22 protein-coding genes are annotated in these 26755 nt (G+C 70.1%); 7 read left to right on the top strand and 15 right to left on the bottom strand.

The features are described 5' to 3' along the window. Positions 1 to 53: 53 nt before the first annotated feature. The 6 genes from zwf to HNR51_RS24525 form a co-directional block, all read right to left on the bottom strand. Entirely contained in the window at positions 54 to 1577 is a 1524-nt protein-coding gene (gene zwf, locus HNR51_RS24550; RefSeq protein WP_182556678.1) for a glucose-6-phosphate dehydrogenase, read from the bottom strand. 121 nt (positions 1578 to 1698) lie between these two features. After that, positions 1699 to 3186: an efflux transporter outer membrane subunit gene (locus HNR51_RS24545; protein ID WP_052300114.1), complete on the bottom strand. Its 1488-nt coding sequence runs from the start codon at positions 3184 to 3186 to the stop codon at positions 1699 to 1701. A 73-nt stretch (positions 3187 to 3259) separates the two neighbouring features. Next, a complete protein-coding gene (locus HNR51_RS24540) occupies positions 3260 to 6574 on the bottom strand; it encodes an efflux RND transporter permease subunit (protein ID WP_182556677.1) in 3315 nt (1104 codons plus the stop codon). Further along, entirely contained in the window at positions 6571 to 9708 is a 3138-nt protein-coding gene (locus tag HNR51_RS24535) for an MdtB/MuxB family multidrug efflux RND transporter permease subunit (protein WP_152277142.1), read from the bottom strand. The genes HNR51_RS24540 and HNR51_RS24535 overlap by 4 nt, the downstream gene beginning before the upstream one ends. A gap of 12 nt (positions 9709 to 9720) precedes the next feature. Beyond that, complete coding sequence (locus HNR51_RS24530) at positions 9721 to 11109, bottom strand: MdtA/MuxA family multidrug efflux RND transporter periplasmic adaptor subunit (RefSeq protein WP_012454340.1); 1389 nt, start codon at positions 11107 to 11109, stop codon at positions 9721 to 9723. 127 nt (positions 11110 to 11236) lie between these two features. After that, positions 11237 to 11410 carry a hypothetical protein gene (locus HNR51_RS24525; RefSeq protein ID WP_182556676.1) on the bottom strand — a complete coding sequence of 58 codons (174 nt, stop codon included), beginning with the start codon at positions 11408 to 11410 and terminating at the stop codon, positions 11237 to 11239. Positions 11411 to 11847: 437 nt separating this feature from the next. On the opposite strand from HNR51_RS24525, the gene HNR51_RS24520 reads away from it, so the two are divergent. From HNR51_RS24520 to HNR51_RS24510, 3 genes are all read left to right on the top strand, one after another. Then, positions 11848 to 13032 (top strand): aminotransferase, encoded by a 1185-nt coding sequence (locus tag HNR51_RS24520; RefSeq protein ID WP_182556675.1) that lies wholly within the window; start codon positions 11848 to 11850, stop codon positions 13030 to 13032. An 85-nt stretch (positions 13033 to 13117) separates the two neighbouring features. Continuing rightward, a complete protein-coding gene (locus HNR51_RS24515) occupies positions 13118 to 13555 on the top strand; it encodes a DUF4112 domain-containing protein (protein WP_239681663.1) in 438 nt (145 codons plus the stop codon). 47 nt (positions 13556 to 13602) lie between these two features. Continuing rightward, positions 13603 to 14805 carry an ABC transporter permease gene (locus tag HNR51_RS24510; protein ID WP_182556673.1) on the top strand — a complete coding sequence of 401 codons (1203 nt, stop codon included), beginning with the start codon at positions 13603 to 13605 and terminating at the stop codon, positions 14803 to 14805. A gap of 6 nt (positions 14806 to 14811) precedes the next feature. On the opposite strand, the gene HNR51_RS24505 is transcribed toward HNR51_RS24510, so the two are convergent. From HNR51_RS24505 to gloB, 5 genes are all read right to left on the bottom strand, one after another. Further along, the gene (locus HNR51_RS24505; RefSeq protein ID WP_182556672.1) at positions 14812 to 17040 is read right to left on the bottom strand and encodes a glycoside hydrolase family 3 N-terminal domain-containing protein; all 2229 of its coding nucleotides are present in this window, start codon (positions 17038 to 17040) and stop codon (positions 14812 to 14814) included. A 95-nt stretch (positions 17041 to 17135) separates the two neighbouring features. Then, entirely contained in the window at positions 17136 to 18347 is a 1212-nt protein-coding gene (locus HNR51_RS24500; RefSeq protein WP_182556671.1) for a GGDEF domain-containing protein, read from the bottom strand. Between the two features lie 159 nt (positions 18348 to 18506). After that, positions 18507 to 19505, bottom strand: a complete 999-nt coding sequence (locus HNR51_RS24495) for a site-specific tyrosine recombinase XerD (RefSeq protein ID WP_182556670.1) — start codon at positions 19503 to 19505, stop codon at positions 18507 to 18509. Then, positions 19502 to 19654 (bottom strand): hypothetical protein, encoded by a 153-nt coding sequence (locus HNR51_RS24490; RefSeq protein ID WP_012454332.1) that lies wholly within the window; start codon positions 19652 to 19654, stop codon positions 19502 to 19504. The genes HNR51_RS24495 and HNR51_RS24490 overlap by 4 nt, the downstream gene beginning before the upstream one ends. Positions 19655 to 19807: 153 nt before the next feature. Then, positions 19808 to 20587, bottom strand: coding sequence for a hydroxyacylglutathione hydrolase (gene gloB, locus HNR51_RS24485; protein ID WP_012454331.1), 780 nt, complete (start codon positions 20585 to 20587; stop codon positions 19808 to 19810). 268 nt (positions 20588 to 20855) lie between these two features. Here gloB and HNR51_RS24480 point away from each other — a divergent pair, with 268 nt between their 5' ends. The 4 genes from HNR51_RS24480 (at position 20856) to HNR51_RS24465 (ending at position 23975) form a co-directional block, all read left to right on the top strand. Continuing rightward, complete coding sequence (locus tag HNR51_RS24480; protein WP_041371342.1) at positions 20856 to 21590, top strand: class I SAM-dependent methyltransferase; 735 nt, start codon at positions 20856 to 20858, stop codon at positions 21588 to 21590. 39 nt (positions 21591 to 21629) lie between these two features. Beyond that, positions 21630 to 22319, top strand: coding sequence for a MarC family protein (locus tag HNR51_RS24475; protein WP_012454329.1), 690 nt, complete (start codon positions 21630 to 21632; stop codon positions 22317 to 22319). Positions 22320 to 22391: 72 nt separating this feature from the next. Then, on the top strand, positions 22392 to 23195 hold the full coding sequence (gene dapB / locus HNR51_RS24470) for a 4-hydroxy-tetrahydrodipicolinate reductase (protein WP_141951520.1): 804 nt from the start codon (positions 22392 to 22394) through the stop codon (positions 23193 to 23195). Between the two features lie 141 nt (positions 23196 to 23336). Then, positions 23337 to 23975, top strand: a complete 639-nt coding sequence (locus HNR51_RS24465; protein ID WP_012454327.1) for a 2,3-bisphosphoglycerate-dependent phosphoglycerate mutase — start codon at positions 23337 to 23339, stop codon at positions 23973 to 23975. Between the two features lie 16 nt (positions 23976 to 23991). Here the strand turns inward: HNR51_RS24465 and bchI are convergent, their stop codons facing one another. The 4 genes from bchI to hpf form a co-directional block, all read right to left on the bottom strand. Continuing rightward, positions 23992 to 25005 (bottom strand): magnesium chelatase ATPase subunit I, encoded by a 1014-nt coding sequence (bchI, locus tag HNR51_RS24460; RefSeq protein ID WP_182556689.1) that lies wholly within the window; start codon positions 25003 to 25005, stop codon positions 23992 to 23994. 98 nt (positions 25006 to 25103) lie between these two features. Continuing rightward, positions 25104 to 25433, bottom strand: coding sequence for a hypothetical protein (locus tag HNR51_RS24455; RefSeq protein ID WP_182556669.1), 330 nt, complete (start codon positions 25431 to 25433; stop codon positions 25104 to 25106). A gap of 2 nt (positions 25434 to 25435) precedes the next feature. Next, a complete protein-coding gene (gene ptsN, locus HNR51_RS24450) occupies positions 25436 to 25903 on the bottom strand; it encodes a PTS IIA-like nitrogen regulatory protein PtsN (RefSeq protein ID WP_012454324.1) in 468 nt (155 codons plus the stop codon). A 213-nt stretch (positions 25904 to 26116) separates the two neighbouring features. Continuing rightward, entirely contained in the window at positions 26117 to 26719 is a 603-nt protein-coding gene (gene hpf, locus HNR51_RS24445; protein ID WP_152277133.1) for a ribosome hibernation-promoting factor, HPF/YfiA family, read from the bottom strand. Positions 26720 to 26755: the final 36 nt, after the last annotated feature.

Below are 26755 nucleotides of genomic sequence, written 5' to 3'. Positions count from 1 at the left end.
CCCGTACGATCCGCGCTCCCTCTCCCCGCGCGGGGAGAGGGAACGTCGCTCGTTCAGACGTCTTCCGTTTTGGCATCCCCCAGCGGCAGCCATGACCGCCCGTCCCGGGCGAGCAGATCGTCCGCCTCCTTCGGCCCGGGCGCCCCCGCCGGATAGAAGCAGACCGGCGCGTCCTTCCAGGCCTGGATCAGCGGGTCGACGGCGGCCCAGCTCGCCTCGATGGTGTCGGCGCGCTGGAACAGGGTCGGATCGCCCATCATGCAGTCGTAGATCAGCGTCTCGTAGCCGACGGTCGGTGCCGGATCGAAGAAGTCGCCGTAGCAGAAGCCCGTCTCGATGACGGCGAGGTGCATCTGCGGCCCGGGCCGCTTCACGTTGAGATGCGTGGCCGAGCCAGGCTTCGGGTCGATGCGCAACCGCATGACGTTGGGGGCGAGGTCGCTGCCATCCGTCCCACGGAACAGCGTGAACGGCGCCGGCTTGAAATGCACCGCGATCTCGGTGCGCCGGTCCGCCAACCGCTTGCCGGTCCGCAGGAAGAACGGCACGCCGGACCAGCGCTCGTTCTCGATTTCGAGCTTGAGAGCCACGTAGGTCTCGGTCCGCGAATCCTCGGCCACGTCCGGCTCATTGCGGTAGGCCGGGACATCCTTGCCCGCCTCGCGTCCCGCCGCGTACTGGCCGCGCACCGCGTTCTCCGGCGCAACCGGGCGGATCGCGGTGACCAGCCTCGTCTTCTCGTCGCGCACGGCCTCGGCGTCGAACGAGCCCGGAGGCTCCATCGCCACCATGGTGAGGAGCTGGAACAGGTGGTTGGGCACCATGTCCCGCAGCGCGCCCGTGGGCTCGTAGAAGCGGCCGCGCTCCTCGACGCCGATCGTCTCGGCGGCGGTGATCTCGACGTGATCGACATAGTCGCGCCGCCAGATCGGCTCCAGCATCGCGTTGGCGAAGCGGATCGCCAGAAGGCTCTGCACCGTCTCCTTCCCGAGGAAATGGTCGATCCGATAGAACTGGCCCTCCTCGCCCTGCGCCAGGATCGTCTGGTTAAGCGCCTTCGCCGAGGCGAGATCCGAGCCGAACGGCTTCTCGATGATGACGCGGCGGAAGGCATCGTCGGTCTGCTTGAGCAGGCCCGCCTTGCCGAGGCCCTCGACCACCGGTCCGAAGAAGCGGGCGGAGACCGCGAGGTAGAACACGACGTTGCCGGTGAGGCGCCCGGCGAGATCCTTGAAGGTCGCCTCGTCGGAAAAATCGCCCTGCATCACGTGCAGGCGGTCGCGGACGAAGCCCCAGGGCCGCGGATCGATCCGCTCGGCATGGAACTCGGCGGAGGGATCCTTGGTGAAGGAGTCCATCGTCTTCGTGAGATCGTCGCGCCAACCGTCGTCGGTGAGCGGGTTGTGATCGACGCCGAGGACGGAGAATCTCTCGTCGAGCAGCCCGCCGCCCGCGAGATTGTAGAGGGCGGGCATCAGCAGGCGTTTGGTGAGGTCGCCGCCGGCCCCGAAGATCACGAGGGTGCAGGGCGGAGCCTGCGGCGTGTCGGGCGTGTCGTGAACGCAGGCGTCGGGCATGGACCATCCGGGGCTGCCGGCCGGCGGCGGGCCGGCCGCGAAAATCCCCGTTTCAACAGAGCCGGGCTGTCCATGTTCCGGCTGAGCTGCCCTGCTCGGACCGCCGGCCCCCTCGCCGGTCCTACTCGTCGGTGCGGACGGCCGAGCCGCCGTCGATCGGCAGGCGCACGCCCTTCAGCTCCTCGCCGGTCGGCAGCGAGCGGGCATCCCAGCCGCCGCCCAGCGCCCGGATCAGCGCCACGGCGGTGGTGAAGCGGTTCAGGCGAATCTGGAGCGCGGTGACCTCGTTGTTGATGAGGAGCGCCTGCGCGGTGACCACGGTGGTGTAGTTCTGCGTGCCGGCCCGGTACTCGTTGAGCGTGATCTCGACCGCGCGCCGGGCCGAGGCGACCGCCTCGTCCTGCTTGGCCTGCTGCCGGCCGAGGATCCGCACACCGGCCAGCCCGTTCTCGACCTCGCCGAAGGCGGTCAGCACCGTCTGGCGGTAATTGGCCACCGCCGCCTCGTAGGCGGCGCGCGCCGTCTGCAGCACCGCCGCGCGCGCGCCGCCGTCGAAGAACACTTGGCTGCCGTTGGCGGCGATCGACCAGACCCTGTTGGCCGCCGAGAACACGCCGTTGCTGGTCGCGCCCGAGATGCCGCCCGAGGCGGAGAGCGTCACCGTGGGGAAGAAGGCGGAGACCGCCACGCCGATCTGCTCGCTCTGCGCCTGCACCAGCCGCTCGGCCCCGGCGATGTCGGGCCGGCGCTCGAGGAGATCCGAGGGGATGCCGACCGGCACCGCGGGCGGACGGACCGGCAGGGGCGCGAACGGCAGCTTGACCTCGGAGGGCGGTCGCCCGGTGAGGATCGCCACCGCGTGCTCGAAGGTCGCGCGCTGAAGATCGACGGCGATCAGCGAGGCCTGCGTCGTCTGGAGCTGCGTCTGCGCAGTGATGACGTCGGAACGGGCGGCGACGCCGGCGTTGTACTGGTTCTCGGCGATACTGAGGCTGCGCTTGAACCCTTCGACATTCTCCTCCAGCACGCGCTTGAGCGAATCCTGGTAGCGCAGTTGAAGGTAGTTGGTCGCCAGTTCCGCCTGGAGGCTGAGGCGCACCAGGGCGAGGTCGGCGGCCGAGGCCTGGGCGGAGGCCACGTCGCTCTCGATCTGGCGGCGGATGCCGCCGAACAGATCGAGCTCCCAGCTCGCCTGCCCCTGGAGCGAGACGGTGGTCCGCTCGGCCCCGAGCGCCCGCGAACGGGTGATGCCCGGCGCGCCGATCACCGTGGGGAACAGCGCGGCGCGGGCCTGCGCGACCAGGGCACGGGCCTGATCGTAGACCGCGACCTGGGCGCGGAGGTTCTGGTTGTCGACGTCGATGGAGCGGATCAGCCGGTCGAGCGTCGGATCGTTGAAGACGCGCCACCAGTCGCCGCGCGCGGCCGCGTCGTTCGGCACCGCCGGTCGCCAGCCCTTCTGCGCCTGGACGTAGGCGAGGCTGTCCTCGCGCATGCCGCCCTGCTTGAAGCCGAGCGGTGTCTCGACGGAGGGGCGCGAATAGTCGGGGCCGACGAGACAGCCGGAGGTGGTCGCCGCCAGCGCGGCGGCGCCCGCGAGACGCAGCAGGGCCGCACACCCTCCCGCTCCCGCGCGCGGCGGGCGGCTTTCGCGCAAGTCACGGATCACGAAACAACCATCCTCACTCGGCCGGCACCGTCGCGGGTCCGCCCCGGCGACGCTTCACCCAGAGCCGGAGACGGTCGAGATACAGGTAGACGACCGGGGTCGTGTAGAGGGTCAGGATCTGGCTGACGATGAGTCCACCGACGATCGCGATCCCGAGGGGCCGGCGCAGCTCCGCGCCCTCGCCGCCGGCGATGATGAGCGGGGCCGCGCCGAGCAGGGCGGCGAGCGTCGTCATCATGATCGGGCGGAAGCGCAGGAGGCAGGCCTCGTGGATCGCCTCGGCCGGCGTCAGGCCGCGGCGGCGTTCCGCATCGATGGCGAAGTCGATCATCAGGATGGCGTTCTTCTTCACGATGCCAATCAGCAGGAACACCGCGATCAGGGCGATGATGGTGAACTCGGTGCCGGTGGAGAGCAGGGCGACGATGGCGCCGATGCCGGCCGAGGGCAGCGTCGAGAGAATCGTCAGCGGGTGCACGTAGCTCTCGTAGAGGATTCCGAGCACGGCGTAGACGGCCAGCAGCGCCGCCAGGATCAGCAGCGGCTGGCGCGAGGACGATTCCTGATAGCTCTTGGCCGCGCCCGCGAACTCGCCGTGGATCGTCTGCGGCAATTGCAGGTCGAGCATGGTCTGGTTGATCACGGCGGTGGCCTCGCCCAGGCTCTTGCCGGGCACGAGGTTGAACGAGATCGTCGTCGCGACGAACAGGCCCTGATGCGCCACCTGGACCGGGGCGTTGCCGGTCTCGAAATGCGCGAAGGCCGAGAGCGGCACCATCGTCTCCTTGGCGCTCGACACCGGCGCGCTCGACGAGGCGCTGCCGCGGCTCGCGGCGATGGCGTTGGAGGCGGCGTTGCGCGCGGAATCGGCGGCGATGGTCGCGGCGGTGTCGGTGGTGGAGGTGCCGGAGGTCGAGGCCTGTGAGGCGGTGGTCGTGCCGCCCCCCTCCACCGTGCCGGCAACCGCATTGGTGGTGGCCGAGCCCCGCGCCCGTCCGCCGGTGGTCGAGACGTAGATCGTCTTCAGCACTTCCGGGTTCTGCAGGTAACGCGGCGCGATCTCCATCACCACGTGGTACTGGTTGAGCGGGTTGTAGATCGTCGAGACCTGCCGCTGGCCGAAGGCGTCGTAGAGGGTGTTGTCGATCTGGTCCGGCGTGATGCCGTAGCGGAAGGCGGTCGGCCGGTCGATCACGAGGCGGCTTTCCAGGCCGCCTTCCTGCTGGTCGGAGGTCACGTCGGCGAAGATGTCGGTGCGCTTCTGCAGCGCCTGCAGGAGCTTGGGCGACGCGGCGTAGAGCTCGGCCGCGGTGTCGCCCTGGAGCGTGTACTGGTACTGGGCGAAGCTCTGGCGCCCACCCATCCTCAGGTCCTGACGCGGGAACAGGAACAGCCGCGCGCCCGCGACCTGGGCGAGCTTGGGCCGCAGCCGGTTCATCACCTTTTCGATGGGATCGCGCTGGCCCAGGGGCTTGAGCCCGACGAAGACGTTGGCGGAGTTGGTGCCGCGCCCGCCGGTGAAGCCGACGATGCTCTCCACCGCCGGGTCCGCCTGCACGATGGCACTCGCCCGCTCCAGCTTGTCCTTCATCGACTGGAACGAGATGCGCTGGTCGGCCTGGATGCCGCCCATGAGCTGGCCGGTATCCTGATCGGGGAAGAAGCCCTTCGGCACGATGATGTAGCCGTAGACCGTCAGCCCGATCGCGATGAACACGCTGAGCGCCGTCAGGCGGCGGTGGCGCAGCGCGAAGCCAAGGCTGCGCTCGTAGCCCCGCAGCAGCGCGTCGAAGCCGCCCTCCAGCATCCGCAAGAGGAGGTTGGGGCGCTTGCCCGCATGCATCTCCGCTTCCGGCTTGAGGAGCAGCGCGCACATCATCGGCGTCGTCGTGAGCGACAGCACGAGCGAGACGAGGATCGCCATCGACAGGGTGACCGCGAATTCCCGGAACAGGCGGCCGACGATGCCGCCCATCAGCAGGATCGGCAGGAACACGGCGATGAGCGACAGGCTCATCGAGACGACGGTGAAGCCGACCTCGCGGGCGCCGAGCAGGGCGGCCTCGACCCGCGGCTTGCCCGCCTCAATGTGGCGCTGGATGTTCTCCAAGACGACGATGGCGTCGTCCACGACGAAGCCGGTCGCGATGATGAGCGCCATCAGCGACAGGATGTCGAGGGAGTAATCGAGCAGCCACATCGCGGCGAAGGTGCCGATGATCGAAATCGGCACCGCCACCGCCGGGATCAGCGTCGCCCGCCACGAGCGCAGGAAGATGTACGTGACGAAGACGACGAGGATCACCGCGATGATCAGCGTCTCCTCGGTGCTCGCCAGCGAGGCGCGAATCGTGGCGGAACGGTCGCCGGAGATGGCGAGGTCGATGTCGCCCGGCAACGCCGCCTGCACCTGCGGGATCGCCGCGCGCACCCGCTCCACCGTCTCGACGACGTTGGAGCCCGGCTGCTTGTAGATGAACAGGATCACGCCCGGCTTGCCGTCGACGAGACCGAGGTTGCGCTTGTCCTCGACCGAGTCGACCACCTCGCCGACATCGGCCAGCCGCACGGCGGCGCCGTTGCGGTAGGCCACGACGATGTCGCGATAGTCCGAGGCCTGCCGGCCCTGGTCGTTGGCGTAGAGCTGGTAACGGCGGTCGCCCGCGACGATGTCGCCCTTGGGCGAGTTGGCATTGGCCGAGGCGAGCCCCGCGCGAATGCCCTCCAGGCCGATGCCGTAGTGGAACAGGGCGGTGGGATCGAGTTCCACCCGCACCGCCGGCAGCGACGAGCCGCCGATATCGACGTTGCCGACACCCTCGACCTGACTCATCCGCTGCTGCACGATGGTCGCGGCGGAATCGTAGAGCTGGCCCGGCGTCAGGGTGTCCGAGGTCAGGCCGAGGATGAGGATCGGCGAGTCGGCCGGGTTGAACTTGCGGTAGGTCGGATTGGTGCGCAGCGCCGTCGGCAGGTCGGCGCGGGCGGCGTTGATCGCCGCCTGGACGTCGCGGGCGGCGCCGTCGATGTCGCGGTTGAGGCCGAACAGCAGGACGATCCGCACCGTGCCGGTGGAACTCGTCGAGGTCATCTCGTTGACGTCGGCGATCGCCCCGAGCCGCCGCTCCAGCGGCGCGGCCACCGTCGTCGCCATGGTCTCCGGCGAGGCCCCGGCCATCTGCGCCTGGACGAGGATGACGGGGAAATCGACCTGCGGCAGCGGCGCCACCGGCAGCCGCACATAGGCGAACAGGCCGGCGAGCATCAGGCCGACGGTCAGGAGCGTCGTCGCGACCGGGCGGCGGATGAAGGGTTCGGAGAGGTTCAAGGCACCGCCCCGTCCGGAGCCAGCCCGTCCCGCTCCCGCCGCCGGGTGATGCGCCGCTCCAGCCGGTCGAAGGCGAGATAGATCACTGGCGTCGTGAACAGCGTCAGCACCTGGCTGACGATGAGGCCGCCGGCGATGACGATGCCGAGCGGCTGGCGCAACTCCGAGCCGACGCCCGAGCCGATGATCATCGGCACCGCCGCGAACAGGGCGGCCAGCGTCGTCATCAGGATCGGGCGGAAGCGCAGCAGGCAGGCCTCGTAGATCGCGTCGCGCGGCGCCTTGCCCTCCTCGCGCTCGGCCTGGAGCGCGAAGTCAATCATCATGATCGCGTTCTTCTTCACGATGCCGATCAGCAGGACGATGCCGATGATCGCGATGATGTCGAGCGAGAGCCCGAACCACATCAGCCCGAGCAGCGCGCCGATGCCGGCCGAGGGCAGGGTGGAGAGGATGGTGATCGGGTGGATGAAGCTCTCGTAGAGCACGCCCAGCACGATGTAGACGGTGACGATCGCGGCACAGACGAGGAACAGTTCGTTCGAGAGCGCCGACTCGAAGGCGAAGACCGAGCCCTGCGGCACCACGTTGAAGCTCGCCGGCAGGTTGATCTCCTTCCGCGCGGTCTCCAACGCGTCCACCGCCTGCCCGAGGGCGACGCCCGGGGCGAGGTTGAACGAGACCGTGGTGGCCGGGAACTGGCCGAGATGACCGATCAGGAGCGGCGCGCGGCGCTCCTCCACCTTCGCCACCGCCGAGAGCGGCACCTGCCCCGACGGCGCGGTGGAGGACGGCAGGTAGAGGTTGTCGAGGGAGGCGAGCGTGGTGTGCAGCTTCGGGTTCGCCTCCAAAATCACCCGGTACTGGTTCGACTGGGTGAAGATGGTCGAGACGATGCGCTGGCCGAAGGCGTCGTAGAGCACGTTGTCGATCGTGGCCGGCGTGATGCCGTAGCGGCCCGCCGTGGCGCGATCGATGGTGACGTAGGCAGCGAGCCCGTTGCCCTGGTAGTCGCTGGTGACGTCGGCCAGCAGCGGCGAACGGCGCAACGCCTCGACGTAGCGCGGCACCCAGGTCTCGAAGTCACCGAGGTTCGGGTTTTCGAGGATGACTTGGTACTGCGTCGCCGAGACCGCGGTGTCGATCGTCAGATCCTGCACCGGCTGCATGTAGAGCCGCACGCCGGGCACCGTGCTCGTCGCCGCGTTGAGGCGGCGGATGATCGCGCTGGCATCCGACTGGCGCGCCTCGCGGGGCTTCAGGTTGATGAGGAAGCGGCCGGAATTGAGGGTGACGTTCTGGCCATCGACGCCGATGAACGAGGACAGGCTCGCCACGTCCGGGTCCTTCAGCACCCTGTCGGCCAGCGCCTGCTGGCGCTCCGCCATGGCCTCGTAGGACACGCTCTGGTCGGCCTGTGAGATGCCCTGGATCACGCCCGTGTCCTGCACGGGAAAGAAGCCCTTCGGGATCACCACGAACAGGTAGGCGGTGAGCGCCACCGTGCCGAGCGTGACGATCAGCGTCAGCCCCTGATTGGCCAGAACGACGCGAAGCGCCCGGCCGTAGAGGGCGATGACGCCGTCGTTGAGCCGCCGGCCGAAGCGCGCGATCGGCCCCTCGCGGCGGGCGGCCGGCGTGTCGGCGCCGTGCGCGACGGGCTTGAGCAGGCGCGCGCAGAGCATCGGCACGAGGGTCAGCGAGACCACCGCCGAGATGACGATGGTTGCCGCCAGCGTGATCGCGAATTCGCGGAACAGGCGGCCGACCACGTCGCCCATGAACAGGAGCGGGATCAGCACCGCGATCAGCGAGACGGTGAGCGAGATGATGGTGAAGCCGATCTCGCGGCTGCCCTTCAGCGCCGCCTCGAACGGGCTATCGCCCTCCTCGACGTGGCGGGCGATGTTCTCGATGACGACGATGGCGTCGTCCACGACGAAGCCGGTGGCGATGGTCAGCGCCATCAGCGAGAGGTTGTCGAGGGAGAAGCCCCAGGCGTCCATCGCCGCGAGCGCACCGATCAGCGAGAGCGGCACCGACAGGCTCGGGATCAGCGTGGCGGAGAAACTGCGCAGGAACAGGAAGATCACCATCACGACCAGCGCGATGGCGAGCATCAGTTCGAACTGCACGTCGTGGACGGACGCGCGGATCGTCGTCGTGCGGTCGGTGAGCGTCGCCACCGAGACCGAGGCCGGCATGGTCGCTTCGAGCTGCGGCAGCAGCCGCTTGATGCGGTCCACCGTGTCGATGACGTTGGCGCCGGGCTGGCGCTGGATGTTGAGGATCACCGCGGGCGTGCGGTCGGCCCAGGCGCCGAGACGGGTGTTCTCGGCCCCGTCCACCACTTCGGCCACGTCGGTCAGGCGGACCGGGGCGCCGTTGCGATAGGCGATGATCGCACTGGCGTAGACCGCCGGGTCGCGGACCTGATCGTTGGCGTTGATGGCGTAGGACTGGGTCGGGCCGTCGATATTGCCCTTGGGCGTGTTGACGTTGAGATTGGCGATCGTCGTGCGCAGGTCGTCGATGTTGAGGCCGTAGGCCGCCATCGCCAGGGAATTGAAGCGCACCCGCACCGCCGGGCGCTGGCCGCCGCCCATGCTGACGAGGCCGACGCCGGCGATCTGGCTGATCTTCTGGGCGAGGCGGGTCTCGGCGAGGTCACGAACCTGCGTCAGCGGCATCGTCGCGGAGGTCAGCGCCAGCGTCAGCACCGGCGCGTCGGCCGGATTGACCTTGGCGTAGACCGGCGGCGCCGGCAGGTCGGTCGGCAGCAGGTTGCCGGCCGCGTTGATCGCCGCCTGGACCGATTGCTCGGCGATATCGAGGGGGATGTCGAGGTTGAACTGAAGGGTGATGACCGAGGCCCCCGCCGAACTCTGCGAGGACATCTGGTTGAGGTTGGCCATCTGGCCGAACTGCCGCTCCAGCGGCGCGGTCACGGCCGACGTCATCACCTCCGGGCTGGCGCCGGGATAGAAGGTCTGCACCTGGATTGTCGGGTAATCGACGGCGGGCAGGGCCGAGACCGGCAGGTTCAGGTAGGACACGGCGCCGACGATCAGGATCGCCAGCATCGACAGCGTCGTGGCGACCGGTCGCAGGATGAAGAGGCGGGACGGGTTCATGGCCGCATCCCGTCACTGTGCCGGGCGCCGGCGTCCCCGGCGCTCCTGACCGCCCTGGGTCGAGCCGGTATCGGCCGGCGCGCCGGCCGCGGGCGTCGCGGGAAGCGTCGCACCGGGCGCGCCCGCCGCCGGCCCGGTGGCTTGGGGACCAGTGGCCTGACCGACGACCCGCACGGGCGCACCCTCGCGCAGGCGGTCGGTGCCGTCGGTGACGACGCGGTCGCCGGGCTGAAGGCCCGAAAGCACCACCGTGTTCACGCCGTCGGTCTCGCCGGTCTTGATCGGGCGGACCGTGACCTTCTCGTCGCCGTCCATCAGGTAGACGTAGGTGCCCGGCGTGCCGCGCAGGATCGCGGCGTTGGGCACCAACGGGGCATTCCGGATCGTCTCGACGGTCAGCCGCGCGTTGACGAACTGGTTCGGGAACAGGGTCTCGTCCTCGTTCTCGAACATCGCCCGCAGCTTCACCGTGCCGGTCGTGGTGTCGATCTGGTTGTCCACGGTATCGAGGCGGCCGGTGGCGATCTCGTGCTGGTCGCTGCGGTCGAAGGCGCGCACGGTGAGCTTAGCGCCCTCGCGCACGCGGCGCATCACCCGCGCGACGTCGTCCTCCGGCAGCACGAACACCACCGAGATCGGACGCAGCTGCGTGACGACGACGATGTTGGTCGAGCCGGCGGTGATGTAGTTGCCGAGATCGACCTGCCGCAGGCCGACCCGGCCCTCCACCGGCGAGACGATGCGGGCATAGGTGAGATTCAGCTTCTGCTGATCGACCAGCGCCTGGTCGGCGGCGACCGTGCCCTCGTTCTGCTTCACCAGGGCGGCCTGGGTGTCGACGTTCTGCTTCGCGATCGAATCCTGCCGGTTCAGCGTCTGGTAGCGCTGGAGGTCGAGCTTGGAATTCTGCAGCAGGGCCTGATCGCGGGCGAGTTGGCCCTGGTACTGGGCGAGCAGTGCCTCGTAGGGCCGCGGGTCGATCTGGGCGAGGAAATCGCCCTCCTTCACCATCTGACCCTCGCGGAACCCGATCTTGGTGAGGTAGCCGCTGATCTGCGACCGGATCGAGACCGTGGCGAGCGGCGTCACCGTGCCGAGGCCCTGGAGCACCACCGGCATGTCGCCGGCCACCACCGGCGCGATGCCGACCGCCTGCTTCATCTCGGCCGGCCGCCCGCCGCGGCCATGGCCGCCGGGGCCCGGCGCCTGCGCCGTCTCCTCGGCCGGCTTCTGCCGGGCGTCATAGGTCCGATGGGCGACCGCACCGGCCCCGCCGAGGATCAGCAGCGCGAGCATCCAGCGGCCGAACTTCCTCCGCCGGCGGACCGGGGCGGTCGGCACCGGATCCGCGGTCCGGACTTCCCGGGCGGTCTCCCTGCGTATCGGCGAACTCTCGTTCATCCCTCACACACTCGTCGACGTAAACCACGGCCATGGGACGCGGGCCGGTCCGCGGAACGTTTCGGTCGGCCGGAGATCCGGCCCGTTGCGGCCGGGCCGGCGAGCCTCGCCGGGCAATGCGGTGTTCCTACGGCGACGACGTTTCCGCCATGTTGCTGCCCTCCGCGCCGCCCTGCGACTGATAGAGGCGCATCACCTCGCGAAACGACGCATCGACCGGCGTCACCGGCACAGCGAGGCGCAGCCCCAGGCCCAGACCCGCTGAAACGACGGCCAGCAGCAGACAGGTTCCCAGACGCATGAGCCGCCGATGAGGAGAGGGTCGCCACGCGCGGATGCGCGCCCCCGATCGGACATGAAAAAGGCCGCCGTGTCGAGCGGCGGCCTTTTTCATGAGGACGACCGGACCGGCCTGCCACACTCAAGAAACGAGGGGGCGAAGTCCCTTCAGCGCGGCGGCCGGTCCGACCGTGGGGTGAACATGCGCTTACGACTGATGATCGTCAACATTCGTCACCCCTGCGACGCGTCGTAAAAGCCGGCTCGGGCGGGTAATTCGCAAGCTCATGTGCGTGAACGCACGTCCCGCCGGATGAAGCGCGACGTTCTCGCCAAGATCCTGCGCGATGCCTCTTGTCTTCGCGATCGACGAGACCACGAGCAGCCAAGTTCTTTCTCCGGTTGCGTCTTTCGCGAAGGTGCTTGGAGCGGCGCGGCCGCTCTGCGAAGACATCGCCCATGAGTCTCGCCGCGAATCGCACCCCTCCCCTCGCCGGACATCCCGTCTTCACCGACCTGCCGGAAACCGTGTTCGAATCGATGTCGCGGCTGGCGCGGCAGCACGGGGCGATCAATCTCGGCCAGGGCTTTCCCGACGGGCAGGGACCGGACGACGTGCGCGCCGCTGCGGCGCGGGCGCTGGAGAGCGTCAGCAACCAGTACCCGCCGATGATGGGGCTGCCCTCGCTGCGCACGGCCATCGCCGCGCATTACCGGCGCCATCAGGGTCTCGACCTCGATCCCGAGCGCGAGGTGATGGTGACCTCGGGCGCCACCGAGGCACTGGCCGGCGCGTTGATGGCGCTGGTGCGGCCGGGCGACGAGGTGGTGCTGTTCGAGCCGATGTACGACGCCTACCTGCCGCTGGTGCGGCGCGCGGGCGGCGTGCCGCGCTTCGTCACGCTCAAGCCTCCGCATTTCCGGATCGAGGAAGCGGCGCTCGCCGCGGTGTTCTCCGAGCGGACCCGCCTCGTCCTCCTCAACAACCCGCTCAACCCGAGTGCCACCGTGTTCGGCGCGGACGACCTCGGGCTTCTCGCCGCGTTCTGCCGGCGCTTCGAGGCGATCGCGATCTGCGACGAGGTGTGGGAGCATGTGATCTTCGATGGCCGGCGCCACCTGCCGCTGATGGCTCTGCCCGGCATGCGCGAGCGCACGGTGAAGATCGGCTCGGCGGGCAAGATCTTCAGTCTCACCGGCTGGAAGGTCGGGTTCGTCATGGCGGCCGAACCGCTGATGCGGGTCCTGTCGCGGGCGCACCAGTTCCTCACCTTCACCACCCCGCCGAACCTTCAGGAGGCCGTGGCCTACGGGCTCGGCAAGGACGACGCGTATTTCGAGGGGATGCGCGCGGACCTCGCCCGCTCCCGCGACCGGCTGGCGGCCGGCCTGTCTCGGATCGGCTTCACCGTGCTGCCGAGCGCGGGCACCTACTTTCTCACGGTCGATCTCGCGGGGCTCGCCGACGACGACGTCGCCTTCTGCCAGCGGATCGTGGCCGAGCACGGCGTGGCCGCCATTCCCGTCAGCGCCTTCTACGCGCAGGGAAGCGTCAAAAGCCTCGCCCGCTTCTGCTTCGCCAAAGCGGACGACACCCTCGACGCGGCGGTCGAGCGGTTGGCGGGATTATTTCGCGCGGCTTGAGCGGACACAGCGGTCCGCTTCCTTGTGCAGCGGTCGGGGCGGGGCCACATCCTCCGCCATGACCCTCTCCGCCCACACTCCCAGCATGGCCTATCGCGAGTCCGCCGGAGCGGCGCAGCTGCGCCGCCTCACCGATACCGGCACGGAGGCGAGCCTCCAGCGGCTGGAGCAGCTCGCCCATCTGATGGACTCGGCCTTCCTCCTGCCGGGCATCAACCGCCGCGTCGGCCTCGACGCGGTGATCGGTCTCGTCCCCGTCCTCGGCGACATCGCGGGCATGGCGATCGCCTCGTACATCGTCTACGAGGCGAAACGGCTCGGCGCGCCGCGCTGGCTGGTTTGGCGCATGATGGCCAACGTCGCCCTCGACGGCGCGGTGGGCTCGGTGCCGCTGGCCGGCGACCTGCTCGACGCGGCCTTCAAGGCGAACCGCCGCAACGTGCGCCTGCTGCGTCGCCATCTGGAGCGCAAGGGCACCTTGCGGCCGAGCGAGATCGAGGGCACCGCGGTTCGGCTCGACTGAGCCGGCCTCGGCCGCCCGAGTTGAGGGCGAGTTGAGGGTTCGAGCCGATGAACGAGCACCTGCGACCCGAACTCGATGCGGTGCCCGTCACCGCGCCGGGCAACGCGCCGCAGATGCGAGCCCTGCCGACCGCCACCCGCCGCGGCCTGTCGCCGCTCAACCGGCGGCGGCTGGCAAATTTCCGGGCCAATCGCCGGGGCTATTGGTCGGCGGTGATCTTCACCGTCCTGTTCGTGCTGAGCCTGTTCGCCGAACTCATCGCCAACGATCGCCCGATCGTGATGCAGTACAAGGGCGAGTGGCTGTTCCCCGTCCTGATTGACTATCCGGATGAGAAGTTCGGCGGCTTCCTCGCTCAGACCGATTACCGTGCGCCCGAGACGCGCAAGGAGATCGAGGAGAACGGCTGGGCGCTGTGGCCGCCGATTCCGTATGCCGACAACACCTTCATGCGGGATCTGCCGACCCCGGCCCCCTCGCCGCCGACGTGGATGCTGAGCGATGCCGAATGCCGCCCGGTGGCCGAGCGGGCCGGCGTCAAGGCCGAGGGGCGCGAACTCGGCTGCCGCGACATCGAGTGGCACTGGCTCGGCACCGACAACGCGACGCGGGACGTGCTGGCGCGGGTGATCTACGGCTTCCGCATCTCGATCCTGTTCGGCCTCGTGCTCGCCGGCATCTCCTCGGTCATCGGCGTGATCGCGGGGGCGGTGCAGGGCTATTTCGGCGGCTGGACCGATCTCACCTTCCAGCGGGTCATCGAAATCTGGGGCGCGATCCCCACCCTCTATCTCATCATCATCATGTCGGCCTTCCTCGTGCCGAGCTTCTTCACCCTGCTCGGCATCCTGACCCTGTTCTCGTGGACCGCGCTCGTCGGCGTGGTGCGCGCCGAATTCCTGCGCGCCCGCAATTTCGAATACGTGCGCGCGGCGCGTGCGCTGGGTCTGTCGAACGTGCGCATCATGACGCGCCACCTCCTGCCCAACGCCATGGTCGCGACCCTGACCTTCCTGCCGTTCATCCTGAACGGCTCGGTGACCACGCTCACCTCCCTCGACTATCTCGGCTTCGGACTGCCGCCGGGCTCCCCCTCGCTCGGTGAGTTGCTGGCGCAGGGCAAGGATAACATCAACGCGCCCTGGCTCGGCCTCACCGGCTTCTTCGTGGTGGCGACGATGCTGAGCCTGCTCGTCTTCGCCGGCGAAGCGGTGCGCGACGCGTTCGATCCGAGAAAGACCTTCGGCTGAGACAGGTCAGCGCCGCGCCTCGTCGCTGCCCGGAGGTCCGCGCCACCCGGTCTCGACCGTGAAGCCGGCGCTGCGGGTGGCGAGCGAGTCGCCGCCGACATGGGCGAGATAGGCGCCGGCCTCCACCACGAGCGTGCCGTCGGGCTCATGATAGCCGAGGTCGCGCGCGGGCACGCGGAAGGTCGCGGTGCCGGTCTCGCCCGAGGCGAGATCGAGGAGCGCGACGCCCTTGAGCAGGCGCTTGGGCCGGCTTCGGCCGGCCACCGGCTGACCGACATAGAGCTGCGCCACCGCTCGGCCGGCCCGCGTGCCGTAGTTGGTGACGGGCGTGCGTACCTCCAGCACGGCGTCGTAGCGGTCTCCGACGCCGACATTCGGGGTCACGATTTCCGGCTCGCCGTAGGCGAAGCGGGTGTAGGAGAGGCCGTAGCCGAACGGGAACAGCGGCAGCGGCGATTCGTCGGCATAGCCCATGGTCCAGCGCGAGCCGGGGATGTGCGGGCGCCCGCCCGGCAGGGCGTCGTAGGTCAGCGGCAATTGCCCGACCGTGCGTGGCCAGGAGACCGGCAACTTGCCCGAGGGGTTGGCGTCGCCGAACAGCGTCTCGGCCACCGCCGGCCCGCCCTCGGTGCCGGCGATCCACGCCATCAGCACCGCCTGCGCCTGCCCGAGCGCCTCACCGAGGATGGTCGGACGCCCGCCGACCACGACGAGCGCGACCGGCTTGCCCGCCTCGGCGACCGCCGCGAGCAGATCGTGCTGCAGGCCCGGCCAGGACAGAGACGCGCTCGACGAGCCCTCCCCAGAGCGGTCCCGCGGCTCGCCCATCACCGCCACGACGAGGTCGGCACCGGCCGCCGCTGCGACGGCTTCGGAAAAACCCGCGCGGCTGTCGCAGACCCGCGGACAGCCTGGCGCGAAGTCGACGGCGATGCCGGAGGCGGCGGCACGCTCGCGCAGGCCCGCCAGGATCGTCACCGCATCCCATTCCTGGCCCGCGCCTTCGTGCGGTCCAACCTGATCCCAGGCGGAATCGGCGAAGGGGCCGATCACGGCGATGCGGCGCACCCTGGCCGGATCGATCGGCAGCAGATCGCCGTGGTTCTGGAGCAGGACGAGGCTCGCGCGCGCCGTCTCACGGGCCAGGCGCCGGGTCTCGGGCCGCAGGAGTTTCTCCTCCGCGCCCTCCGGGTCGATCACCGGGCGCTCGAACAGGCCGAGCCCGAACTTCAGCCGCAGCACCCGGCGCACGGCCGCATCGACCGCGCCTTCCGGGACGCGACCGGCGCGCACCTCGGCGGGCAGATGGCGCAGGAACAGCCCGCTCGTCATATCCATGTCGACGCCCGCCAGCAGCGCCTTGCGCGCCGCCTCGGCTCCGTCGCGGGCGACGCCGTGCTTCACGAGGCTCGCGACCGCCTGCCAGTCGGCCACGACGAGGCCGGAGAATCCCATCTGCCGCCGCAGCAGGCCGGTCATGAGGGCGGAATCGGCGGTGGTCGGCAGGCCGTTGAGCGCGGTCAGCGCCGTCATCACCGCATCGGCGCCGGCCCGGATCCCGTCGCGGAACGGCGGCAGATGGAGATCGTGGAGTTCGGTCGGAGCGAGGAAGGTCGCGTCGTAGTCACGCCCGCCCAGCACCGCGCTGTAGCCCGCGAAGTGCTTGAGCGTGCTTGCGAGACCGCCGTCGCGGAACCCCTCGACCTGCGCGGCGGTGAGCCGCCCGGTGAGCCAGGGATCCTCGCCCAGACCCTCCACCACCCGGCCCCATCGCAGGTCGCGGGCGACATCGGCCATCGGCGAGAAGGTCCAGTTCAAGCCGATGACCGCCGACTCGCGCCCCTGGGCGGCGGCCGCGCGGCGGACGAGGCCGGCATCGAAGCTCGCGGCCAGGGCGAGCGGCAGCGGGAAGATGGTGCGGTAGCCGTGAACGATGTCGAGCCCGACGAGCAGCGGGATGCCGAGGCGTGACGAGCGGGCGAGCCGATCGGCCTGGGCCACGAGACCGGCATTGTTGAAGTTGATGACGGCCCCGACCTCGCCGCGGCGCAGGCTGTCGAGGTCGAGGATCGGCTCGTGCGAGATCAGATTGAGCTGGCCGGCCTTTTCCTCCAGCGTCATGCGCGACAGGAGCGCCTCGATCCGCCCCTCGAGCGGTTCGGACGCGCGGGCCGCGCCGAGGGTGAGAACCGCCCAGGCGAGGCCCCGCACGATCCCCAGAGCCAGCCGCCGCATCGTCGCCCTCTCGCCGGAGCGGTCGCCGCCGCCCTCTCACGGGTCGCGACGATGCCTCAGGAAGGGGCGCGCCGTCGATGGCCCCCGGGCGGGCTTCAGCGGGTGGCGGACCGAACGGTGTGGACGGTGCTCACGGCGACCGCGTCCGGCTCCGCCTCGGCGCGGAGAAGCGGGTCGTCCCCGGCAGTGACGACCCGGTCGCGCCCGGCATGCTTGGCCCGATAGAGAGCGTCGTCGGCCCGGCGGAGAAGATAATCCAGGCTGCCGCCGATCTGGCTCTCGGCCGCCACGCCGACGCTCACCCGCATCGCGAGATCCGGGTAGTCCGGATGATCGAAGCCGGCGACGGCAGCCCGAACCCGCTCGCCCACGCGCGCCGCTGCCCGCTCGTCGAGACGGGGCAGGAGGCAGGCGAACTCCTCGCCGCCCATCCGCCCGAACACGGCTTCGGGCGGCAGCAGCGGCGCCGCGATGGTGCAGAAGGCGGCCAGCACCGCGTCGCCGACGCTGTGGCCGTAGCGGTCGTTGATCGCCTTGAAGCGATCGAGGTCGAACAGGAGAAGCGCGGCCGGCGCGACGGCGAGGTGGCGCTCGGCGCCCGCGACCAGGGCGCGGCGATTGGCGATGCCCGTGAGCGCGTCGGTCTCGGCGGCGAGCCGCTGCTCGCGCTCGGCCCGCTCCTTCGTCAGCGCCATGAAGACGAAGGCGATGGCGACCGAGTAGAGCGTGCCGGTGAAGCAGAGAATGGCGAACCACGGCGAGGCGATCGCGACGGAGGCCGGCAGCGGCAAGGCGAAGGCCAGCGGCACGCGGATCCAGTAGAGGACGGCATAGCTCGCCAGCAGAACGAGGGCGGGGTAGCGCGAGACCAGCGGCTCTCCGCGACCGCGCCAGATCATGAGCCCGCCGGAGGCGCAGTAGAATCCGGCCAGCGTCGAGGCGAGAACGACGCGGGCGACGAGCGAACCGTAGAAGGCGGGGATGAGACAGGCCGCGAGCCAGACTGTTCCGCCGGCCAGCGCCCAGCCGAGACGCAGCCGGCGTCCCTCGAAGGCACGCACCCCGCTCCAGATCAGCCCGTAGGCGCCGATCATCAGCGCGTTGGCGAGGCCGATGGACAGGCTGTCCGGGATCTGGTCGCGCAAGGCCAGCATCAGCGAGGCGAGGCTGCCGACGAGGTGGGCGATGCCCCAGACCGCCAGGGAGCGCTCGCGGCGGGTCTGGCTCCACGACAGCAGGAACAGCACGCCCGCCGTGAAGGTGACGGCGACCGTCATCAGGAAAAGCGTCGTGAGGTCGAGGCGCATCGTATCCGTGGCACGGGCCCGTTCAGGCTGTCGCGCCGCCTCCCCTCATCGTGGTCGTTCCTGAAATGGTCAGGTCACGATCAAGATGTCAATAAGATTGCTTGGCATAGCGACCGTCGATCGGCAAATTTTCTCCGCACAGCCTATTTAAAAGCCGCTTTATTGTGCGGTCGAATACGGTTCTTCAGAGGAAACATTGCCCGCGCCGATGTGATCGCTCTGATCATTCAGCGGATGCAGATCTCGCACCATACCCTTCAACCGCTCATCGAGCACATGGGTGTAGATCTGCGTCGTCGAGATGTCGGCGTGCCCCAGCAATTCCTGGACGATGCGCAGATCCGCGCCGTTCTGGAGCAGGTGGCTCGCGAAGGCGTGGCGCAGGACGTGCGGGCTCACCCGGTCGGTCCGCAGGCCAGCCGCAGCCGCGGCGACCTTGAGGTCGCGGGCGAAGGCCTGCCGGGTGAGATGGCCGCTCTCGCTGTCGGCGGGAAACAGCCAGGCCCCGTCGGCGGTCAGATGCGCGACGTGGGCGCGCATCGCCTCGCGGGCGAGTTCGGTGAGGGGCACGAGGCGCTCGCGTCCGCCCTTGCCCTTGACCACGAGGTAGCGCTCACGGGCGCTGGCGGCCGAGCGCGGCAGGGCGACGAGTTCCGAGACGCGCAGGCCGGTGGCGTAGAGGAGTTCGAGCAGACAGAGCATCCGCGCCGCGGAACGGGCCTCCGTGCGGTCGTCGCCGGCCGCCTCGACGCGGTCGCGCGCCGTAGCGAGCAGGCGGTCGACCTCTGCCACGGACAGGATCTTCGGCAGGCCCTTGGCCCGGCGCGGAGCGGCGACCGGCGCGGTCGGATCGGTCTCGCAATAGCCTTCGGCGTAGAGGAAGCGATGGAAGCCGCGGATGCAGGAGAGGCGCCGGGCGGCCGAGGAGGCCTTCAGCCCGCGCGGCTCCAGGGAGGCGATATAGGCCCGCACCTGATCGGCCTGCGCCTCTTCGGGGTCGATCCCCTGCTGCGCCAGATAGCCGAGGTAATCGTCGAGATCGCGCCGGTAGGCAGCCAGGGTGTTGGCCGCCGCGCCGCGCTCGGCGGCGAGCATGTCGAGGAAGAGCTGGCCCGGATCCTCCGCCCCACCCGGGAGCACGGACCCGTCCGCGCTCATCGATTGCCCGGCTGGAGCTTCGCGGGCGGAATGGTGACGCTGATCTCCCGCGGGGTCGGCTGAACGAAGGTCGCCAGCGCGAACATGCCCGCGAAGACGAGGCCCGCGAGGATCGCGATCGTGGCGAGGAAACGGAACAGGGTGGGCAAGGGAACCGGCCTTTCGCCGAGGATACGCGGACGAGCGGGTCGTGTTGCGATGCGCAAACCGTGGGCTTCGATCACACGGGATCGGGCCGAAGGCAAGATCTCGCCGGACACATGCGGCACGGTAATGGAAGGCCGGCCCGCCCGTCCCCCCTCTTAGAAGCGGTTCTTCCAGGCCCGCAGCGCCGTGAACACCGCCTCCGGGTCCGAGCCGGGCTCCAGCCCGGCCGAGCGGGCGAGTGCCGGCTCGGACACGCGCAGGAACGGGTTCGTCGCCTTCTCCTCGCCGATGGTCGACGGGATCAGGAAGCGGCCCTCCTGCGCGAGGCGCTCGGCCTGCGCCACCCGCTCCTTCAAGTCGGCATTGTCCGGATCGGCGGCCAGCGCGAACCGGCCGTTGGAGAGCACGTAATCGTGTCCGCTATAGACCGCGGTCGCATCGGGCAGAGCGAGGAAGCGTTTGAGCGAGCGCCAGAGGGTGGCGGGCTCGGCCTCCATCACCCGGCCGCAGCCGAGGGTGAACAGCGTGTCGCCCGCGAACGCCACGCCGGCATCGGCGAAATGGTAGGTCACGTGGTCGGCGCAGTGGCCCGGCGTCTCCCAGACCTGGGCCGAAAGACCGCCGACGGTGACCGTGTCGCCTTCCTTGACGTAGCGGGCGGCCCCCGGCACCGCCGCGCGCGCCTTCTCCGGCGCGGTCACGCGCGCGCCCGTGCGCTCGACCACCTCCGGAATGCCCTCGATGTGGTCGCCGTGGCGATGGGTGACGAGGATGTCGGTGAGCGTCCAGCCCTCCGCGTCGAGGGCGGCGAGCACGGGACCTGCCTCCGGCACGTCGATGGCGGCACAGGCGCCGCTGGCGGGATCGCGGATCAGCACGCCGATATTGTCGCTCCGGCACAGGAAGGTGCGGAGTTCGGGAGCCGCTCTCGTCATCGAAGACCCTTTCGCCAAGAAGGACGCTCACGCCCGGATGCCGGCGGGAGCCTGTCGGCCGGCCGGTGCCGGGCGAGGAACCTGTGCGCGCTGGCGGCGGTTCCGGAATCGGAGGCGCAGCCGCGCTTACGCCGCGGCGGGTCGAGCCCTCCACCAGCACCTTCGCCCAACCCGCTTGCCGGACGCGCCCGCGATCCCCATTGATGCGGCATCCGCCTTGCGGAAACCGTCTCGTGGAGGATCACCGGCCGTGCCGGCACCCCATCCGATGCGCCTCGACGTCACGGACCTGCGCGCCTTCTACGCCAGTCCGCTCGGCGTCGTCACGCACCGTGTCGTCGGCCGGACGATCCACGGGTTCCTCGGCTCGGTCTCGGGGTTGCGCGTGCTGGGGCTCGGCTACGTCACGCCCTATCTCGGCCCGGTCCACGTCATCGCCGAGCGTACGCTGGCCTTCATGCCCGCGACCCAGGGCGTGGTGAACTGGCCCTCCAGCGGACGCTCGGTGACGGCGCTCGCCGACCTGACGATGCTGCCCCTGCCCGAGGCCGCGGTCGATCGCGTCATCCTCGTCCACGGCCTCGAAGCCGTGGAGAGCCCGAGCGAATTGCTGGCCGAGGTCTGGCGGGTGCTGACGCCGGGCGGGCGCCTGATCCTCGTCGTGCCCAACCGCACCGGCGTCTGGGCACGGCGGGACGCGACGCCCTTCGGCCACGGCCAGCCCTACAGCCGCTCGCAGCTCTCGCGGCTGATGCGCGACACGCTGTTCTCGCCGGAGGGCTGGGCCGAGACGCTCTATATGCCGCCGATCCGCAGCCGGTTCTGGCTGCGCACGGCCGCGGCCTGGGAGCGGTTCGGCACCGGCCTCGCCATGCCGTTCGCGGGCCTGCACGTGGTGGATGCCACGAAACAGCTCTACCGCCCGGTTGCGGTGCGGCAGGTGCGCCGCCTGGAGAGCCGGGTGCCGGCACGGGTGCTGGTGCCGGCGGGGCAGCCGGGCTAAAGCCGGCCCGTTTTCTCCCCACCGTCGAGCCGGGCAAGCATGCTGGCATCCATCGGATTCGAGACCGTGCTGCCGAGCTTCCTGCTCGCGCTGTCCAGCCTGTTCTCGATCGTGAACCCGGTCGGCTCGGCGCTGATGTTCGCGCAGATCACCGCCGACCGCTCGCAGGCGGAGCGGGCGGAGCTGTCGCGGCGGATCGGCTTCTACGCAGCCCTGGTGATGCTGTCCGCCCTCTGGGCCGGCGCCCCGATCCTCAATTTCTTCGGCGTGTCGCTGGCGGCCCTGCGCATCGCCGGCGGCCTGTTCGTGGCGGCCTTCGCCTGGACCCTGCTCAACGCGCCCGAGGCGCGGGAGGCCCGCAAACATGCCGAGGCCGAGCCGGAGGCCGGCGAGAATCTCGCCGAGGTCGCCTTCTTTCCGCTCACCCTGCCCTTCACCACCGGGCCCGGCACCATCGCCGTCGCCATCGCGCTCGGGGCCAATCGTCCGTCCGAACCGGGTGACCTCGCCGGTTTCTTCCTCGGCGCTTCCCTGGCGGCTGTGGCCATCGCCGGCGTGATCCGTCTCGCCTACGGCTCGGCGGACCGGGTGGTGACCCTGATCGGTCCGGTGCGGGCCCGCGTGCTCGGGCGCCTCTCGGCCTTCCTGCTGCTGTGCGTCGGCACGCAGATCACCGTCAGCGGCGTGTCGGATGTGCTCGGCCCGCTGATCGCCTCGCAGCGTGTATAGAGCTTCAAAGGCCCATCGGCGCGACACCCGACGGGTGAGCCGGCCATCCATCGAAGCGGGAAGTCGATCATCATGAAGCTCGTCGTTGTCGGCGCCGAGGGGCGCATGGGGCGGATGCTGATCCGGGCGGTCGCGGAGGCCGAGGGCTGCACGCTGCACGGGGCCATCGAGCGCCCCGGCTCTCCCGCCCTGGGACAGGATGCCGGGCGCCTCGCGGGGATCGGCGATCTCGGCGTACCGGTGAGCGACGACCCGTTGTCACGCTTCGTCGCCGCCGACGGCGTGCTCGACTTCACGGCGCCGGCCGCGACGGTCGCCTTCGCCGAACTCGCCGCGCAGGCCCGTATCGTCCACGTCGTCGGCACCACGGGACTGTCCGCGGACGACCTGAAGCGGCTGGAGGCGGCGAGCTACCACGCCCGCATCGTGCGCTCGGGCAACATGTCGCTCGGCGTCAACCTCCTCGCCGGTCTCGTGCGCAAGGTCGCCGCGACGCTCGGCGAGGAGTTCGACATCGAGGTGCTGGAGATGCACCACCGCATGAAGGTCGATGCCCCCTCGGGCACCGCCTTGCTGCTCGGCGAGGCGGCGGCGGAGGGCCGCCGCGTGGCGCTGGCCGAGACCCGCGTCTCGACCCGGGACGGGCATACCGGGGCGCGCCGGCCCGGCGATATCGGCTTCGCCACCCTGCGCGGGGGTTCGGTGGTCGGCGATCACAGCGTGATCTTCGCCGGGCCCTCCGAGCGCATCACCCTCTCCCACCACGCCGAGGACCGGGCGATCTTCGCCCGCGGCGCCGTGCGGGCGGCGCAATGGGCCTTCGACAAGCCGCCGGGGCTCTACGGCATGGACGACGTGCTCGGACTGCGGGATTAGACTTATCTCCGAATAACGAATTCGGCGGAACGTCAGGCTTGGGCTTGGGGGGCGGCGTGGCCTCTGGTAGAGGCCCGCCCATACTTCCGGGGTGCCGTGCCGCGGCGGCCCCGCCTGCCCTTCTCCGGAGAGACCCATCCCATGGAGCGCCTGCTCGTCCTCGCTCGGCACGGCCAGAGCGAGTGGAACCTGAAGAAGCTGTTCACCGGCTGGCGCGATCCGGAGCTCACGGAGCTCGGGATCGACGAGGCCCGCCGGGCCGGGCGCTGGCTCAAGAGCCAAGGCACGCAGTTCGACGTCGCCTTCACCTCGAACCTGCGGCGCGCCCAGAACACCTGCGCGCTGATCCTCGAGGAGATGGGCCAGGCCGGCCTGGAGACGATCCGCAACGAGGCGCTCAACGAGCGCGATTACGGCGACCTCTCCGGCCTCAACAAGGACGACGCCCGCGAGCGCTGGGGCGATGCCCAGGTCCACGAGTGGCGCCGCTCCTACGACGTGCCGCCGCCCGGCGGCGAGAGCCTCAAGGACACCGCCGCGCGGGTGCTGCCCTATTACATCCAGACGATCCTGCCGCGCGTGATGTCGGGCGAGCGGGTGCTGGTGGCCGCCCACGGCAACTCGCTGCGGGCGCTGGTGATGGTGCTCGACGGCATGACCACCAAGACCATCGCGAGCCTCGAGATCGCCACCGGCATCCCGCTGGTCTACCGGCTCAAGGCCGACACCACGGTCGAATCGAAGACGGTCCTCGACAAGGACATCGACCAGGACAATTGAGGCTCGGGACGAGGCTTCAGGCCGGTTCCAGCACCTCTGCCACGGCTCGCGCCACGCGCGCCGTGGAGCCCGACTCGTCGAGGGGGTTGCGGCGCAGGCGGTGGCGCAGCGCGCTCGGCGCCACCTGCCGCAGATGCGCCACTGAGACGACGTCGGCCCCTTCGAGGGCAGCGAGCGCCCGGGCGGTGCGCATCAGCGTGAGTTCGCCGCGCAGGCCGTCGGTGCCGAGCGCGAGGCAGAGCCGGGCTGCGCTCTCGAGCACCGCGTCGGGAACGCCGACGCCGCCGAGCCGCTCGCGGGCGGACAGGATCGTCTTCTGCAGCGCCTTCTCCGCCTTGGCTTGGGCGGCACAGAACGCCTCCCCGTCGCGCTCGTAGGCATCGCGGCGGCGCACCACCTCGATTCGCGTGGCGATGTCGGTCGGCGTCGCGACCTCGCAGGCGAGGCCGAAGCGGTCGAGAAGCTGCGGGCGCAGTTCCCCCTCCTCCGGATTGCCGCTGCCGACGAGGACGAAGCGCGCCGGGTGGCGCAGGGACAGGCCCTCGCGCTCCACCGTGTTGACCCCGGAGGCCGCCACGTCGAGCAGGAGGTCCACGAGATGGTCCTCCAGGAGGTTCACCTCGTCGATATAGAGGAAGCCGCGGTTGGCCCGCGCCAGCAGGCCCGGCTCGAACGCCTTCTCGCCCTTCGTCAGCGCCCGCTCGAGATCGAGGGCGCCGACCACCCGATCCTCGGTCGCGCCGAGGGGCAGGTCGACCACCGGCACCGGGATCTGATGGCTCTTGCCTCTCCCCTGGGAACAATGCGGGCAGGCTTGGGCCGGGCTTTCGGGCGAACAGGAATAGGGACAGCCCGCTACCGCCCGGATCCTCGGCAGCAGCGCCGCCAGCGCCCGCACGGCGGTGGACTTGCCGGTGCCCCGGTCACCGAAGACGAGGACGCCGCCGACGGAGGGATCGACGGCCGCGATCAGCAGCGCTCGCTTCATCTCCTCCTGGGCAACGATGGCGGTGAAGGGAAAGGGAGGCACGCTCACTCCGCATCCGTAGCCGGAAGGCCCGGACGAGGCTCGCGGGCGGTTGCAGCGATCATGCACGAAACGCGTGGCGCGAACAGCCGCGCTCGCCCTCACATCCCGCGGCAGCGGCTGCGCAGAAGCCCTGAAAATTCCTTCTCCGAGGCCTGGACCTGGGACAGGCGCTCGGTGCGCTCGGGGCCGGACAGGCAGCGGCCGTAGACGCCGGCGATCCGGCGCATGGTCTCGACATGGCGGCGCCAGACGCGGCACAGGCTCGCCTCGTCGTCGCCCCCGCCTTCGAGCTGATCGATCGCCTGCCGCTGCATCGAACCCGCCACGAGCACATCACGGGCGCAGGCGGCCTCGCCCTGTGCTTGGAGGCTGCCGGGCGCGAGGAGCACCGCCAGAACGAGGGCGGTGCGCGGGTGGAACAGGATCATGCTCAGGCGGCCTGCGTCGTCGGGCCGTTGGCCAGGAGCGCGTAGAGGGCGGTCGCGTCGCGGGCGCTGCGGATGCGCTCCAGCATGCCGGGTTCGCGCAAGAGCCGGGCGACCTGAGCGAGGGCCTTGAGGTGGTCGGCTCCGGCGGTCTCCGGCGCCAGCAGCAGGAAGGCGACATCGACGGGCTGGCCGTCGAGAGCGTCGAAATCCACAGGCTTTTCGAGGCGGGCGACGAGACCGAACAGCCGGTCGAGCTGCGCCAGCTTGCCGTGGGGGATCGCGACGCCGTCGCCGATGCCGGTGGAGCCCAGGCGCTCGCGCTGGAGCAGAGTCTCGAAGATGTCGCGGTCGGACAGGCCGGGCAGGCGGCGGGCGGCGTGGGCGGCCAGCTCCTGCAGCACGTGCTTCTTGTCGCGCACGCGCAGGGTGGAGACGACCGAGTCCGGGTTCAGGAATTCGAGCATCGGCATGAAAACTAAACGCCTCGTGGGCGGGATCCATCCGGCATGTGGGCGGTCCCGCGTTCTCATGCACGGCTTCCGGGGCCGGATAGCCCCGGCATGGAGCGCCTCACGCGGCCTTCCAGGAACCGGAAGTCCATCGCCCGTCCGCAACGGCGCGGCCGGAGCTTCGTAAGGGACGCCCGAGCCCCTGCCCGAGATGGCCCGAAACGGGCCCTTGCCTCAACCTCGGTCGCCGGGCGGATCGACCCACCCGATGGCGCCGTCACTGCGCCGATATACGACGTTGATGCGCCCGGTGCCAGCGTGAACGAAAACGACGACGGGGGCGCCGGTCATGTCGAGGGCGGTCACGGCCTCGCTCACCGACTGGCGCTTGAGGGTGCGGGTGCTCTCGGCCACGACCGGCGGGTGGTCGCCCTCCTCCGCCTCGGCCGGCTCGTCGTCGACATCCTCATCGGGGGCGGCGAAGACGGCGTAGGCCGCCTCGATATCCGCCCCGTTATGGCTCGGCGCGCCGTGGGTCTTGAGCTTGTGCTTGTAGCGGCGCAGGCGCTTCTCGAGCTTGTCGGCGGTCTGCTCGAAGCTCGCATGCACGTCGTGCGCCGCACCCGAGGCTTCCAGCGTCAGGCCGGTGACGAGATGCAGCACGCAGTCGGTGCGGTAGGCGGTCCCGTCGCGCCGCAGCGTCACGTGCCCTGTGCAGGAACCGCTCATATGCGGATCGAGGTACTTCGAAAGCGTCGCCGCCATGCGGTCTTCGACCCGGCCTCGAAGGGCCGTACCGAGATCGAGGCCATGCCCCGTGACCCGCAAACCTGCCATCGACGTCTCCGCTTTTCCTCCCGAGGGCTTCGAGAG

This window comes from Methylorubrum thiocyanatum (genome assembly GCA_014138645.1).
Lineage (GTDB): Bacteria > Pseudomonadota > Alphaproteobacteria > Rhizobiales > Beijerinckiaceae > Methylobacterium > Methylobacterium thiocyanatum.
Note: the sequence above shows the minus strand (reverse complement) of the source record. Positions and strands in the feature narration are given on the sequence as shown.